The 14,753-nt window shown below is 50.7% G+C and carries 12 protein-coding genes; 7 read left to right on the top strand and 5 right to left on the bottom strand.

The features are described 5' to 3' along the window. Window positions 1-106: 106 nt before the first annotated feature. Window positions 107-301, top strand: coding sequence for a cold-shock protein (locus B0I18_RS16785; protein ID WP_106523902.1), 195 nt, complete (start codon window positions 107-109; stop codon window positions 299-301). A gap of 76 nt (window positions 302-377) precedes the next feature. Here B0I18_RS16785 and B0I18_RS16780 read toward each other — a convergent pair whose 3' ends face one another. From B0I18_RS16780 to B0I18_RS16770, 3 genes are all read right to left on the bottom strand, one after another. Next, window positions 378-1,655 carry an aminopeptidase P family protein gene (locus B0I18_RS16780; RefSeq protein WP_106523901.1) on the bottom strand — a complete coding sequence of 426 codons (1,278 nt, stop codon included), beginning with the start codon at window positions 1,653-1,655 and terminating at the stop codon, window positions 378-380. 64 nt (window positions 1,656-1,719) lie between these two features. Then, window positions 1,720-2,538, bottom strand: a complete 819-nt coding sequence (locus tag B0I18_RS16775) for a helix-turn-helix domain-containing protein (protein WP_106523900.1) — start codon at window positions 2,536-2,538, stop codon at window positions 1,720-1,722. Continuing rightward, a complete protein-coding gene (locus B0I18_RS16770) occupies window positions 2,535-3,008 on the bottom strand; it encodes a DUF1572 family protein (protein WP_106523899.1) in 474 nt (157 codons plus the stop codon). The genes B0I18_RS16775 and B0I18_RS16770 overlap by 4 nt, the downstream gene beginning before the upstream one ends. Window positions 3,009-3,205: 197 nt before the next feature. Here B0I18_RS16770 and B0I18_RS16765 point away from each other — a divergent pair, with 197 nt between their 5' ends. Further along, window positions 3,206-3,880: a helix-turn-helix transcriptional regulator gene (locus B0I18_RS16765; protein ID WP_106523898.1), complete on the top strand. Its 675-nt coding sequence runs from the start codon at window positions 3,206-3,208 to the stop codon at window positions 3,878-3,880. A 632-nt stretch (window positions 3,881-4,512) separates the two neighbouring features. Here the strand turns inward: B0I18_RS16765 and B0I18_RS16760 are convergent. After that, a complete protein-coding gene (locus B0I18_RS16760) occupies window positions 4,513-5,496 on the bottom strand; it encodes an ROK family protein (RefSeq protein ID WP_106523897.1) in 984 nt (327 codons plus the stop codon). 56 nt (window positions 5,497-5,552) lie between these two features. Between B0I18_RS16760 and B0I18_RS16755 the strand changes: the two genes are divergently transcribed. Continuing rightward, the gene (locus tag B0I18_RS16755) at window positions 5,553-6,836 is read left to right on the top strand and encodes a sugar MFS transporter (RefSeq protein ID WP_106523896.1); all 1,284 of its coding nucleotides are present in this window, start codon (window positions 5,553-5,555) and stop codon (window positions 6,834-6,836) included. Window positions 6,837-6,888: 52 nt separating this feature from the next. Then, window positions 6,889-7,470 (top strand): hypothetical protein, encoded by a 582-nt coding sequence (locus B0I18_RS16750; RefSeq protein WP_106523895.1) that lies wholly within the window; start codon window positions 6,889-6,891, stop codon window positions 7,468-7,470. A gap of 79 nt (window positions 7,471-7,549) precedes the next feature. Here the strand turns inward: B0I18_RS16750 and sucD are convergent, their stop codons facing one another. Further along, window positions 7,550-8,434 carry a succinate--CoA ligase subunit alpha gene (sucD, locus tag B0I18_RS16745; RefSeq protein WP_106523894.1) on the bottom strand — a complete coding sequence of 295 codons (885 nt, stop codon included), beginning with the start codon at window positions 8,432-8,434 and terminating at the stop codon, window positions 7,550-7,552. 198 nt (window positions 8,435-8,632) lie between these two features. Between sucD and B0I18_RS16740 the strand changes: the two genes are divergently transcribed. The 3 genes from B0I18_RS16740 to B0I18_RS16730 all read left to right on the top strand — a co-directional run bounded on the left by B0I18_RS16740 (window position 8,633) and on the right by B0I18_RS16730 (window position 14,749). Then, on the top strand, window positions 8,633-10,261 hold the full coding sequence (locus B0I18_RS16740) for an ABC-F family ATP-binding cassette domain-containing protein (RefSeq protein WP_106523893.1): 1,629 nt from the start codon (window positions 8,633-8,635) through the stop codon (window positions 10,259-10,261). 156 nt (window positions 10,262-10,417) lie between these two features. Continuing rightward, window positions 10,418-11,077, top strand: coding sequence for a DUF1579 domain-containing protein (locus B0I18_RS16735; RefSeq protein WP_106523892.1), 660 nt, complete (start codon window positions 10,418-10,420; stop codon window positions 11,075-11,077). A 345-nt stretch (window positions 11,078-11,422) separates the two neighbouring features. Next, window positions 11,423-14,749 (top strand): RHS repeat domain-containing protein, encoded by a 3,327-nt coding sequence (locus tag B0I18_RS16730; protein ID WP_106523891.1) that lies wholly within the window; start codon window positions 11,423-11,425, stop codon window positions 14,747-14,749. Window positions 14,750-14,753: the final 4 nt, after the last annotated feature.

Raw genomic sequence — 14,753 nt, 5'->3', positions numbered from 1 at the left:
TGTGTTAAGGCTTATCAGAAAAAATGTGGGATATTAAAAATTTTTAGCACTTTTCATATCATTTTTTACGTTATCTTTACTCATTATTATTTTAAATTATTAAAACATGTCAGCAACAGGTAAAGTAAAATTTTTCAATGAAGAAAAAGGATTCGGTTTTATAACTCCAGATGGCGGTGGACAAGACGTATTTGTACACGTATCAGGATTAGTAAATGAAATTCGCGAAGGCGACCAGGTATCTTACGATACTCAGCAGGGTAAAAAAGGCGAGAACGCTGTAAATGTAAGGCTGGTCTAACCGCACAGAAAAATTTTTAGTAAAAAGCATATCGGGATGATATGCTTTTTGTTTTTATACACACCTGGCGCCATGTTTATAGTACTTCCTGCATCAGGGCCTCGATCTCGGCGGGGTCTATGGGAATGCCGGCCATCAGGTCGGTAACGCCCGCCGCAGTTACTTGTACATTATTTTCCAACCTGATGCCTATACCTTCTTCGCGTATATAAATGCCCGGCTCCACGGTCAGTACCGAGTTTTCGGGCAGGGGCTCGTAGCGGGAGCCCACATCATGCACATCAAGGCCCAGCAGGTGGCCGAATCCATGATAACAGTACAGGCCCAGGTAATAGGCCCGGCCTTGCCGTTCCAGGTCCGATTGGGAAAACAGGCCAAGTCCCAGCAATTCCCCAATCAGCAGGGTTTGATTATGGGCCTGGATCTCTTCCAGGTACCTGCCGGCTTTAATAAAATCCATGAGCTGTTGCTGCACCCGCCATACTGCGTTGTACACCTGCAATTGCCGGGGGCTGAAGCGGCCGTTTACGGGCAGGACGCGGGTAAGGTCGGCATTGTACAACCGGTACGATGCCGCCGCATCGATCAGCACCACATCGCCTGCGGCGCATCGTTTGTGATTGCTGGTATAATGCAGGATACAACTGTCGGCGCCCGAGGCTACAATAGGTTCGTAATCGGCCCAGGCGCCATCGTGTTGCATATATTCGTAGATCAGTTCCGCCTCTGCCCGCCGCTCCGCCACACCGGGTTTAATAAACCGTAACAGGCGCCTGAAACCTGCACCGGATATGTTACAGGCTTTACGGATCAGTTCGAGCTCAGCTTCGCTTTTAACCCTACGTAACATGGCCAGCTCGGGCGCCAGCCGCTTGTAGCTGTGCAGTCCGAAACGCTTCCGGCACCACCGGGCAAAACGGTCGTCGCGGGTTTCTACACTATTTACGGCCCTGGGGTGCTCGATAGCATTCAGGTAGATATGCGTGGCCTGTACTGCCGCTTCGTAAAACAGCTGTTCAAAATCGGAAAACCATGCTACCCGCGCTATACCGGAAATAGCCTGCGCTTCCTGCAGGCTGTGCCGCCTGCCATGCCACTTTACAAAGTCTTCATTTACCTGTTTGATAAACAGGATCTCCCTGTAGTTTGGGTCGGGGTGATCGGGGAAAAGCAGTAGGGCTGTTTCGTCCTGCAGTATGCCGCTTAACCAATACAGGTCGTTGTTTTGCCGGAAGCGCAGAGTGCCGTCGGCATTGGAGGGCATAATGTCGTTGGCGTGGATAACAGCCACCGATCCGGGGCTAAGGCGTGCCGCCAGTCTTGCGCGGTTGCCCGCATAGTCAGTTGCGTTCATGTTTTTTTATTGCAAATTACAGCCGGGGCATGTCGCCATTTGTGTAAAAAACGGACAAAAAAAATCAGGATTGCTGTAACGAATGCAGGTGGCCGTAGGTGGCCAGGTCTTTATAAAAATGGCTATGGTCGGTATAACCGTAGTCGTAGAAGGAGAAGGCCTGCCCGCTTGCTTTACGGGCGCTTCTATCCCCCAACGCCTTACGGAGCCGGGCTATCGAAAAGGCTTTCCGCGGTGCTATACCCAATACTTCTTTAAAATACCGGTTCAAGGTGCGAGGCGTAAGGTGTACTTGTGCTGCAACCCGCTCGGGGTGCTGGTTTTCGGGCATGCCGGCTAGGTATACCTGCATGGCTGTCTTTACCGCGTTGTAACGGAAACTATGGGCCTGCGGATGAAAATTGTTAAAAATTTGGGTAAGTGCGCTGGTTGGACTAAGGGTGCGTAATTGTTGATAGAGGCCGGGAGCAAGGGTTTGCAGGGATACGATATTATTGCAAAGGGCATCGGCAGGGATACCGCTCAGCCGGTAAAAGGTGCCGGGCTTCAGTTTAATGCCCGTGAGCTTATTATCTTTAAGATGGTGGAATTGTATAGGGCCGCTGTGTTGCCCTACCAGCAAGGCATCGCTGTTGATACTCCTCGTTTGGCCCGCGCTGGTAACGGCAAAGGGCTGACCCTCGCTGAATACCAGCGAGCTGGAAAGGTGGGCGAGTAGCTGTTCGTGTACTTCCGGTTGCCGCTCCAGGTCGAGGGCATCGAAGCGCGACTGCCATACCAGTTCGACATAATCCTGCAGCGCCGGTGGCGGAGCTGCGAAGGTGTAGGCCGCGGCATAATGCGCGGTCGAAAAAAACTCGGTATGGCGTACAGGCGGCTTCAAAGCGGGGTAAATGTACGTAAATCCTCACGGTCCAGCAGGCGCCGGTGGTAGTTAACCTGTCCCAGGTGATAATTGAGATGTGCGCAAAGGTGGGTTAATACATAACCGTGGCTTTCCTTTGTCTCCCAGATCTGAAGCGGGTATTCGTCCTGCAGGATGCTGTCGTTAAGATCGCCCAATACCGCGTCGGTCATGGTTATGGTATCCTGTACCAGGCGGAGCAGGGTGCTGCGGGGCACCTCCCTGTCTGAAAACTCCCGGTCGCGGTTCCGGATGTAACCCGTATTGCCGATCACGGCGCCGATATAGGTATTGAGGTTACCCACCAGGTGCAGGCACAGGTTGCCGGCAGAGTTGGCGATCTGCCCGTCGGTAAGCCAGATACAGTTTTCGTCTTTATAAAGACCTATTTCTTTAACCAGCGTTTCCAGGTCGCGCCGGAGCAGCCGTTTTATGATGCTTGTCGTCATATCGTTTTTGTTTGACCCGTGTTTCAAAAATAAGCAGTGGTATGTGAAAATAAGGCTAATTCCGGGCTTCTGGGGTAAGAGATGCTTACTAGTGCTGATATACAGCGGATTAGCATCTTTTTTGCATGGAGGCATACCCGGATTCGGGTATATTGTTCTATCTTCAGCGCCTCAACAGGACCTGAAAAATCAGCATCATGAAACAGGATTTGCAAAGCCGTATTACACAAAAGCTGGAACAGTTGCGGGATATAGCCGCCGATATTCCGGGCGTAGTGATCGTTCATAAAATCCCCGAGGCTACGGTCGAGTTTATTTCCCCACGCGGGCTGGACTATTTCGGCGTAAGCCTGGAAGCGGTAAAGGCGATGGGCGCCGATTATTATCCTCATTTTTTCAATCCCGAAGAGGCCTCCGAGTATGTGCCCAAGATCATGAGCCTGATCGAGCAGAACGACCCCGATATGCTGGTGTCTTTTTTTCAACAGGTACATCCCGCCCCGGGAACGCCCTGGACCTGGCATTATGCCACCACCAAAATCCTGATGCAGGACGATGACGGCCGTCCGGTATTATCGGTTACGGTAGCCTTGCCGGTAGATCCGCAATTACATATCACCCACAAGGTTTCGCGCCTGCTCGACGAAAACGTTTTTTTACGGCAGCATTACCGCGAGTTTGCCACGCTTACCGAACGGGAAAAAGAAGTACTGAAGCACCTTACCTTATCGCTGTCTGCGGCAGAGATCGCAGAATTGTTCTCCTTATCTGTGCACACGGTAGAAACGCATCGTAAGAATATCAAGAAGAAGCTGGGCGTGAGCACCACGTACGACCTGAGCCTGTATGCCCGCGCGTTCGACCTGATTTAGTATGGGGGAGTGGGAAGTGGGTAGTGGGGATTGAGTATTGGGTACGGCCGGCTTTTCCTTTATCAAAGCCGGCTAACTGATGAGCTCCTTCGCTGCGCTCAGGATGACAGGCTTCCTTTGACAACACCCTTTAATAAAGCCAGCTAACGGATGAGATCCTTCGCGATGCTCAGGATGACAACATTCCTCATGGTACTTGATCCTTTACACGCTGGTAAAGCCAGCTAACTGATGAGCTCCTTCGCTGCGCTTAGGATGACAGGCTTCCGCTGATGCTCATCCCTTTATCAAAGCCAGCTAACTGGTGAGATCCTTCGCGATGCTCAGGATGACAGCGGCCATACAATACAATCACTCCAATAAGGCCAGCTAACGGATGAGATCCTTCGCTGCGCTCAGGATGACAGCGCTCCCTCTGACAACACCCTTTATCAAAGCCGGCTAACCGGTGAGCTCCTTCGCGATGCTCAGGATGACAGCGCTCCCTCTGACAACACCCTTTATCAAAGCCAGCTAACTGGTGAGATCCTTCGCGATGCTCAGGATGACAGGCCTCATCTAACATCTCATACCTAACATCTCATATCTCCAATAACTCAACATTCAAAATTCAAAACTCAACATTAAAAAAACTACCAGGCCAGGGCTGCTGCGCCCAGGATAGCGGCGTCCCGCTCCGAAAGACCGGAAGGGACAATGTCTATCTTGTTTTGAAATACTGCCAGCATATTCTTTTCCATATGCAGTTTGGTAGGCTTCAGGATAAAGTCGCCTGCTTTGGCAAGACCGCCGAACAGGATGATCGCCTCCGGGCTGGTTATGGCCACGGCATCGGCCAGGGCCTGTCCCAGTATTTTACCGGTAAATTCGAAGATCTCGGCCGCTGCCGGATCGCCGGCCAGTGCGGCTTTATGGATACCGCTCGACGATACTTCGCCCGTGTTGCGCCATACCGGTATCAGCCAGTCTTCCGTTCCTGGTCCTTCTATTTGTACCTGGTCCTGGTCGGCCTGTTCCAGGTAAGCTTTTGCTGTCTTTACGATACCGGTAGCCGAGGCATAGGTTTCCAGGCAGCCGTTACGGCCGCAGCCACAGGGCCTGCCATCTCTCACCGCGATAATATGGCCCAGTTCGCCGGCAAAGCCGTCGTGACCGTAGATGAGTTGGCCATTGGCCACAAAACCGCTGCCCACGCCTGTTCCCAGCGTTACCACCAGGAAGTCGCGCATACCGCGGGCCGAGCCATAGGTCATCTCGCCTATCGCAGTGGCATTGGCATCGTTGGTAATGGTAACCGGCAGGCCAAAGGCCTCTTCCAGCAAATGCCGCAGGGGTATTACGCCGCGCCAGGGCAGGTTGGGGGCTAGTCTTACCTCGCCGGTATAGTAATTAGCATTGGGCGCGCCTACGCCAATACCGTTAATCGCTTCTTGGTCCAGTTGTGCGATATGTGGTGCCAGCTTTGCATACAGCGCCGCTACAAATTTTTCGGGTGTATTATAATCGGTAGTATGAAAGCGGTCCTGTTCCTGGATCTCGCCTCTCCTGTTTACAATTCCGTACGCGGTATTGGTACCGCCGATATCTATACCTATGGAAAAACTTTTAGACTGCATGTTGGAAAATTAAGGCAAAGAGATTAAGTTTAGCACCTAATCGCGTTACACGAGCAATGAAACACAATAATACAAATAATAACAGTTATGGTTTTGCCCTTTTCCTGATCGGTTGTCTTTTTTTTATTTTCGGGTTTATCACCTGGTCCAACAGCCAGTTGATCCCTTACCTGAAAATAGCCTGTGAGCTTAGCGATACCCAGTCTTACCTGGTGGCTACCGCTTTCTTTGCTGCTTATTTTGTAATGTCGATACCCTCGGCGGCGGTGCTGCGCAAGACGGGCTTTAAGCGGGGTATGTCGCTGGGCCTGTTCGTGATGGCCATTGGCGCTTTGTTGTTCATACCTGCGGCACAAAGCCGCAATTACCCCTTGTTCCTTACGGGCCTCTTTATTATCGGCTCGGGGCTGGCCCTGCTGCAGACAGCATCCAATCCTTATGTAACCGTGCTGGGACCTATCGAAAGTGCGGCGCAGCGTATCAGTATTATGGGCATCTGTAACAAGGTGGCCGGTATCCTGGCTGTACTTATTCTCGGCAGCATAACGCTTAAAAATGTAGATGAGCTCAAGACCCGCCTGCTTACGCTGGAGCCGCTCGAAAAGGCCGCAGGGCTCGATGTCCTGGCTTCGCGCGTAATCACGCCTTACATCATCATTGCGATATCACTTTCCGTGTTGGCCATCGCCCTATCCTTCGTGCACCTGCCCGAAATTAAAGAGGAGGAAGAAAACACCGATACGCAATACTCGAAACAGAAGACCAGCGTACTGCAGTTCCCGCACCTGTTACTCGGCGCTATGGCCATTTTCTTTTATGTAGGCGTAGAAGTGATCAGTTACGATACCTTTACGGGCCTGGGCGAATCGCTGGGTTTTAAACTGGAAGTGGCCAAGACCTTTGCTTCTTATACCGGTTATGGCCTGTTGCTGGGGTATTTTTTAAGTATAGCGGCTATTCCGAAATTTATATCGCAGCGTAAGGCACTTATTGCAGCCGTTATTTTAAGTATCGTGTTGGTGATCGGTACCGTAACCCTGAGCGGCTACCAGGCCGTGGTGTGTTTTGCTTTACTGGGTTTTTCCAATTCGGTAATGTGGCCGGCCATATGGCCTTTGTCGCTGCAGCACCTGGGCCGCTTTACCAAGACCGGCGGCGCTTTGCTGGTTATGGGCATCGTAGGTGGCGCGGTATTGCCGCCCCTGTACGGTAAGATTACAGAATGGACCGGTAGCCGCCAGGCGGCTTACCTGCTCATGATCCCTTGTTATCTTTATATCCTCTACTTTGCAGTAAAAGGTTATGCCGTGCGTGACAAGACGGTTGCCGGAAAAGTGTAAGTACTTCCTACAGCTACTCCTTGCATCTCAAAAACTAACCCTATATTACTTTATGAAAATTTCTGACAGCTTTCAGAAAATGCTGCCTTTCGGCTACCTTTTTCTTGTCGTTATGGGCATCCTGAAAGAAAGTGTTTATTATTACCAGTTAGGCATCAATTACCTGAAATATGCGACCATAATGGACGTGCTGATCAGCCCGATCGCTACCCTGACCCTGCATCCGTTGCTATTGGTCGCCCTGGGTATCGTGATCGTCTCGTCGTATGGTATCTCGGTTTATTATGCCCGGCAAAAGGCTAAAGCCGGTAAAGGGGGACAGGTTATGAGTAAGGAGGAAATTGACGCACAGCTTTCCAGCATTTTTGTCCGTTGTTTTGCCTTCACGCTGTTGTGTTTTTTTCTCGGTATCGGGGTGGGCGAGGGCCTGGGCGTGCAGCGTAAGATCGCAACCGGTACGCTGCATTACGATTATAAACTCAATTACAACAGCGGGGATGCCGAGGAGGTCTGCATCCTGGGCTCCAACAGCATTTATTATTTTTATCTTTCCAAGGGCAGTAAGGTCATTAAGATCATGCCTGTAGGCGGAATCCGGAACCTGGAAATGATCCGCAACCGGATGTTGCCCTAGTTTCGTGTTGCATCAGCCACATACAAAAAGACCTGCATTGCTGCAGGTCTTTTTTATGGGAGCTCTTAAGGGATTAAGCTTAAGCTACTACTTCTTTGTTGATTACCGCGGCGATGGTTTTGCCGATATCAGCAGGGCTTGCTACCACGTTGATACCACACTCGCTCATGATCTTCATTTTTGCAGCGGCAGTATCGTCTGCACCGCCTACGATAGCGCCTGCGTGACCCATACGGCGGCCCGGAGGCGCTGTCTGGCCGGCGATAAAGCCTACCACAGGTTTACGCATATTGTCTTTCAGCCACATGGCTGCTTCTGCTTCCATATTACCGCCGATCTCACCGATCATGATGATACCGTCTGTTTCAGGATCGTTCATCAGCAGTTCAACCGCTTCTTTGGTAGTAGTACCGATAATGGGATCGCCACCGATACCGATTGCAGTAGAGATACCTAAACCGGCTTTAACAGTCTGGTCGGCAGCTTCGTAAGTTAAGGTACCTGATTTGGAAACGATACCGATACGGCCTGGTTTGAATACGAAACCGGGCATGATGCCTACTTTCGCTTCGCCTGCAGTGATTACACCGGGGCAGTTAGGACCGATCAGCCTGCAGTCGCGGCCGTTGATATATTCGCGGGCTTTAACCATGTCCTGTACCGGAATACCTTCAGTAATACAGATAATTACTTTAATACCTGCGTCAGCAGCTTCCATAATCGCATCGGCAGCAAAAGCCGGTGGTACGAAAATAATAGAAGTGTCGGCGCCCGCCTGGGTAACCGCATCTTTCACCGTGTTGAACACAGGACGGTCCAGGTGGGTAGAGCCGCCTTTACCCGGGGTAACGCCACCTACAACATTGGTGCCGTATTCGATCATCTGGCTGGCGTGGAATGTGCCTTCGGTACCGGTAAAACCCTGTACAATTACTTTGGAATTCTTATTGACTAATACAGCCATCGCTAATTAAAGATTTACAATTTTAGAAGGACGGCCGGTAACAGCCGTTTTTGGGTGGCGCAAAGGTAAGATAAGATAAGATAATCACAAAGCATTTATAATCTCCATAATCTTCGTACCTTTGCAGCCCTTTAAAGAGATGTTTTATTATCTTTTTCCGGTAATTATTATTCGTACTTTTCCAGTTTTTATTATACAATGATTAATGTATCTAATTTGTCGCTTCGCTACGGCAAGCGTATTTTATTTGAAGATGTAAATATCAAATTTACAGAAGGAAACTGTTATGGCATTATCGGCGCCAACGGAGCCGGCAAGTCTACGTTCCTGAAGATCCTTTCCGGTGAGATCGAGCCCACCAGCGGTCGCGTAGAGATCACCAAAGGGCAGCGTATGAGTGTGTTGAAGCAGGATCACCACAAATTTGACGATATCCAGGTACTCCAGGCCGTTATTATGGGCAACGAAGTCCTGTACAAAATCATGCAGGAAAAGGATGCCATCTATGCCAAGGAAGATTTTACAGAAGAAGACGGTATGCGTGCCGGCGAACTGGAAGCTACTTTTGGCGAAATGGACGGCTGGAACGCCGAAAGCGACGCAGCAACCCTGCTGAGCAGCCTCGGTGTGAAGGAGAACAAACACACCATGTACGTAAAGGACCTCGATGGTAACGATAAGGTAAGGGTGCTCCTTGCACAGGCCCTGTTCGGTAACCCCGACATCCTGCTGCTCGATGAACCGACCAATGACCTGGATCTGCAGACCATAGGCTGGCTGGAGAACTTCCTGGCCGACTATGATAAGGTGGTATTGGTGGTATCGCATGACCGTCACTTCCTCGATACCGTATGTACCGCCGTTGCGGACATCGATTTCGGAAAGATCAATGTGTTCTCCGGTAACTATTCCTTCTGGTACGAATCCAGCCAGTTATTGCTGAAGCAGCGTTCCGACCAGAACCGTAAGGCCGAAGACAAGATCGCAGAACTGAAAGAGTTTATCGCCCGCTTCTCGGCCAATGCCTCTAAATCCAAGCAGGCAACCAGCCGTAAGAAAGCGTTGGATAAGATCAAGCTGGAAGACATGCAGCCTTCTAACCGTAAATACCCTGCCATCCTGTTCAATAACCAGGTGCGCGAGGCCGGCGACCAGATCATCGAAGTAAAAGGCCTGGGCAAAACCCTCAACGGCGAAGTGATGTTTAAAGATATCAGCTTCGACCTGAAACGCGGTCAGAAAGTAACTGTGATCTCCGAAAACAGTTTGGCGACCACCGCATTTTACAAAATACTGAATGGCGAGGATAAAGATTTCGACGGCGAGTTCCGTTGGGGCGTAACCATTACCCCGGCTTACCTGCCAGCCGACAATACCGAATACTTCGAGGGCAAGGACCTGAACCTGGTAGACTGGCTGCGCCAGTATTCTGAAGAAAAGGATGAAACCTTTATCCGGGGCTTCCTGGGACGTATGTTGTTCAGCGGCGAAGAAACACAGAAGAAATGTACCGTACTGAGCGGTGGCGAAAAAGTGCGTTGCATGCTGAGCCGTATGATGATGCAGAAAGGTAACCTGCTGATGTTCGACGAGCCGACCAACCACCTGGACCTGGAATCGATCACGGCGCTCAACAACGGTATGAAAGACTTCAGGGGCACGACGATTTTTACTTCCCGTGACCATGAGTTGACCCAGACCGTTTGTGACCGTATCCTCGAAATCACACCGGGCGGCCTGATCGATCGTGAAATGCCATTCGACGAGTATATCAACGATGAAAAAGTAAAACAACTGCGTGCCGAAATGTACGGGGTGCATGCGTAAATAGCATCATAATTCTGGAAAAGCAGGCAATTCTTATTGCCTGCTTTTTTTATACCTGCAGGGAAATTTTTGAAATAATGAATCTGTAAAAATGTAATGTTTTGAAATTTTCTTATCTTGCTGTCGCATCAAAAACGTAATCTAAAAACGTTAACTATGAAAACAACACTTATGCTTACGGCCGTTGTATTGCTGGCCGCCTGTAACAACCCGGCTTCCGACAAAACCGGCGCTACCGATACGGCAAAGACAACTGTAGCGGCAACGCCGGCCGGCGATCCCGAAAAGGAGTGGAAACCTGTAGACAGTGCTACGGCCATGAAAGCCTGGATGGAGTATGCCACACCCGGCGAACCGCATAAGGCCATGGCCAAAGGCGCCGGTAACTGGGAAGGCGAGACCACGATGTGGATGGCGCCGGGCGCTCCGCCAATGACCAGCAAATCATCCTGTGTCAGCAAAATGGCCATGGGCGGCCGTTACGATGTTACTACTTTCTCCGGTAGCTTTATGGGACAGCCATTCGAGGGCATGGCGATTATGGGATACGATAACAGTAAAAAAGCGTACATAAGCACCTGGATCGATAATATGGGTACCGGCATGATGCATATGGAGGGTAAAGCCGATGCCTCGGGCAAAGTGATTACCATGACCGGTAAAATGACCGATCCGGCTACCGGCAGGGAATGCGATGTGAAAGAAATCAACACCTTTATCGACGACGATCATCATACGATGGAGATGTATGGCCCGGATCCGGCGACCGGCAAACAGTATAAAAACATGGAAATTAAATTTACCCGGAAAAAATAATTTTTTCTAATTCCCCTTATTCCTGCCCGCGGCTTTGGCCGCGGGCTTTTTTGTGCTTTTAATAACTTTTGATTTATCCTTGAAATTCAATCAGATAGCGCATTTTATATGTAATTCGGCATGTAAAATAACATATGTATTTGTAAATCAATTTATTGATTCGTTTAATACTTGTAGATAAAATAATATAAGAATAGTTTGTTTTGTTTTCAAAATGTTTATTTTTGCGCAAAATTTTGATAAAATACAGTTAAAAAACCTGTGAAACGCGGGAGACTACGCCGGGATATGGCGGTAGCAACACGGAATTTGCAGCGTTTTTAAAACGGTTATAATCCCTTCAACATGAAACAGATTTTGCGGCAACTCGGCTGCAGCGTTATGCTGCTGCTTGCGGCGGTTTATGGCTACGGCCAGGCAGGCGCTCCCAAACCGGATGCCAAGTTCATGCCCGGTGTTACGGGTAAAAACAGCAGTATCGGCAATAGTTACAGTCCCAACCTGTACGATGGCAGCATCAATGTGACCATCCCGATCTACGATTTCAGCAACGACCATGGCAGTTACGGTGTCTCCTTCGGTTATAATACCAAAGGCATACGTGTGGATGAGATAGCCGGCCTCGCAGGCCTGCACTGGACGATCAATGCCGGTGGCAGCATCAGCAGGGTGCTCAAGGACCTGCCCGATGAATTGGAGCAAGGTCACTCGATAGCCCCGGCTCCGGGTCAACCCGTTATGTATGCGCGTGGACGCTGGAAGGTGTATACCCTGGGCGTAGATGCCTATACCCAGGCCGACGGCGAAAACGATGATTTCGTGGTGTCGGCAGGCAACCTGAATTTCACCTTCAGCATCGGCGAAAATGGAGCTGTATTTACCCATCCCAACCGCAGGGTGCGTATTGAAAAACAACAGACCAACTACGATCTGAAATTTATCGTTACCGACGAATCGGGCAACCGCTATTATTTTGAACCGGACGAGTATGCCAATGGCCGTGTAACCAACCACGATACGGTAAACAACAACCTGTTGATGGACTACCGGTACATCAGCCGCTGGGCGATCAGCCGCATCGTTTTTGCCGAAGGCAGTGAGATCCGTTACGAATACGCTGATGCCAACGAAAAGGATTTTAACCTTTATGCCAACTACCAATACACGGAAAATGTGGTAACAGGCGCGGCGAAGAGCATCAACAGCAATGGGTTTAACTGGGTGTCGACCGAGGATATGGGCCGCAGCAGCCTGCGGTTGTTGCGTATCCGGTATCCCAATGGTACCCGTGCTATTTTTTCCTACGATACCCTGGGTTCCAACCCGGGTATCGTGCCTTGTCTTGGGGCGCTTAAAGAGATAGCGATCCAGGCAACCGGTTCGGCAGACTGTATCCGTTATGTACTGGACCGCGGCTGGCATGCTGCCGGTTTCGGCGTTGTCGATTCTATTCCCGGTTATCTCGTACCCGATTGCGATTACAATAACCTGAGCGGCGGACGAATGGTTCTGCGGGGTATCAGTATGAAGAGCTGCGATGGCAGTGTTGCGGAACCTTATTACCGCTTTGCCTATTCGCCTTATAAGTTACCCCGCCGTACGAGCGGGCAACTGGACCGTTTCGGGTACAGCAATGCTTCGGCAGGCGGTAGCGTGCTGGGCGATAACGTGCCCTTGCATACCATCGGTACTACGACCAGGGGTGTGGACCGTTCTGCAGCAACTAATGTGAATGTGATCGGCGCGGCCAACCTGGTACAGATGACCAATGCCTATGGCGGAACGGTCTCCTTTACCTATGAGCTGAACAGCGATTTGCAAAACAAGATTCCCAACCTGCCTTCCGACAGCTGGTTTATGGGCCAGAACGATAACGATGGTCTGCGGATCAAAACCATAACCGAAACCGATAAACACTATGCCGGCAATGCCCGTGTTACGAGCTTTACTTATGGCGGCGGCCAGCGGTTCCTTACCGGTGGTTACTTCCATTACCTGAGTAAGGTAACAGGCACTATGGGTAGCTGGGCGCGCCAGGACTATATAGCCGGCCCCTACCGCATCAGCCCGCTGCAGTTGATCAATGGCTCCAACCATGGGTACAGCCAGGTAAAGGCCGAAGTAAAAGACCAGTCGGGCAACCTGATGGGACGTACCGAATACGTGTTTTCCAACCTGGTAACCGGTGTGGATACTTATTTGCTGAACCGCGGTACGCGTAATTATTACCAGGAGCCCTATACCGACCGGCAATACATTAAAGACTGGATGCTGGGCCTGCCCTTGCAGACCACCGAATACGACCAGAACAACCAGGTGCTGTCGAAGGTGACCAATACCTATAGTGAAGTCCTGGACCTGAACGCCTCGGCGCCCTTGCTGGATAATGTAAAAACGATGCGTGCCCAGCTCAACGGCAATATCAATCCTTTTACCGATCCGGTGATCGCTACAGACACCTACCGGCCCTATAGCGGCAAAGCCTTACTGACCGGCACCCTGTCTGAAAAATTTGTAAGCGGAGGCAGTATAAGCGACAATGTACAATACGGTTATGATAGCCATGATAATTTGAAATGGATTAAAACGCTGAACAGCCGCGGTATATATACGCTTACCGAAAACACTTATAACTACGATGTGGTCGAAGGCAATAACCCCGGCGCCCCTACCGGCCTGGGTTACCTCTATGGCATGAATGCCGATAAGATCGAAAAGCTGGTGGGTATGGAGCGTTGGAACCTGGGTACCACCGGGTTTAATACACCCTCCAATAAAAAATTAATGGACGCCAGTATCACAGGCTTTCAATACGGCGATGGCCTGCTGCGCTCGCAAAGCCTGCATACCCTGCAGACCGGTAGCAGTATTCCTTATGCCACCTATACCGGTGTAACTACCGCAGGTCCCTTGTCGGCCCGGTACAACAAGATCCGCAGCGCCTACAATGGCGATGCCGTCGGCTCCTTCGTAAAAGTAAGCGAGGTAAAGCAGTACGATACCAAAGGCAACCCGCTGGAAACACAACTGCTGGATCAGGGTATCTACAAAGCCATGATCTGGGATACGGCTACAGGCAACAAGCTGGCCGAAGTCAGCAATGCCCGTTACAACGAGATTGCCTATACCAGCTTCGAGCGGGGCGGGGCTGCGGGCAGTACCATTACCCAGGGCCGGATCAGCTATTTAGCTTCCGGGCTCAGCAGCGCAGCCGGTACTATCAGCGGTAACATGGCTTATGCGCTCAACGCTCTTGGTCTGCCACAGGGTAGTCTCAACATCAGTGGTCCTGCCGCAGGCAAGACCTATATACTCGGCTTCTGGGCCAAGGGCGGCGTGCCTGCTGTATTCGGTTATGGACAGGGACTTTCCGTAATGGCGCTTTACAGTAGTAACGACTGGGTTTATTACCAGGGCAAAGTCAGTGTTACAGGCCCGGGAACAATCACGCTTTCTGCCAGTGGCGCCACCGTGTACGTCGACGAGGTACGGCTGTTCCCCGAGGGCAGCATGATGCAGAACTGGACCTATAAGCCCTTGTGCGGAGCCAGCTCGGCAACCGATGCCGCAGGCCGTATTACCTATTACGAGTACGATGGCCTGGGCCGCCCCACTATTGTACGCAACCAGGAAGGGCATATCCTGTCCCGTACCCATTATGTTATCTACTAACCCT

The sequence above is a fragment of the Taibaiella chishuiensis genome, from assembly GCF_003014535.1.
Lineage (GTDB): Bacteria > Bacteroidota > Bacteroidia > Chitinophagales > Chitinophagaceae > Taibaiella > Taibaiella chishuiensis.
The sequence above is the reverse complement of the archived record's forward strand: the minus strand, read 5'-3'. Positions and strand labels throughout refer to the sequence as shown.

Bases quoted from the DNA above. Each gene is read 5' to 3' on its own strand.
- B0I18_RS16770 (WP_106523899.1), bottom strand. From the start codon at position 3,008: ATGACGACAAGCATCATAAAACGGCTGCTCCGGCGCGACCTGGAAACG.
- B0I18_RS16755 (WP_106523896.1), top strand. From the start codon at position 5,553: ATGAAACACAATAATACAAATAATAACAGTTATGGTTTTGCCCTTTTC.
- B0I18_RS16780 (WP_106523901.1), bottom strand. From the start codon at position 1,655: ATGAACGCAACTGACTATGCGGGCAACCGCGCAAGACTGGCGGCACGC.
- B0I18_RS16760 (WP_106523897.1), bottom strand. From the start codon at position 5,496: ATGCAGTCTAAAAGTTTTTCCATAGGTATAGATATCGGCGGTACCAAT.
- B0I18_RS16785 (WP_106523902.1), top strand. From the start codon at position 107: ATGTCAGCAACAGGTAAAGTAAAATTTTTCAATGAAGAAAAAGGATTC.
- B0I18_RS16730 (WP_106523891.1), top strand. From the start codon at position 11,423: ATGAAACAGATTTTGCGGCAACTCGGCTGCAGCGTTATGCTGCTGCTT.
- B0I18_RS16740 (WP_106523893.1), top strand. From the start codon at position 8,633: ATGATTAATGTATCTAATTTGTCGCTTCGCTACGGCAAGCGTATTTTA.
- B0I18_RS16735 (WP_106523892.1), top strand. From the start codon at position 10,418: ATGAAAACAACACTTATGCTTACGGCCGTTGTATTGCTGGCCGCCTGT.
- B0I18_RS16765 (WP_106523898.1), top strand. From the start codon at position 3,206: ATGAAACAGGATTTGCAAAGCCGTATTACACAAAAGCTGGAACAGTTG.
- sucD (WP_106523894.1), bottom strand. From the start codon at position 8,434: ATGGCTGTATTAGTCAATAAGAATTCCAAAGTAATTGTACAGGGTTTT.
- B0I18_RS16750 (WP_106523895.1), top strand. From the start codon at position 6,889: ATGAAAATTTCTGACAGCTTTCAGAAAATGCTGCCTTTCGGCTACCTT.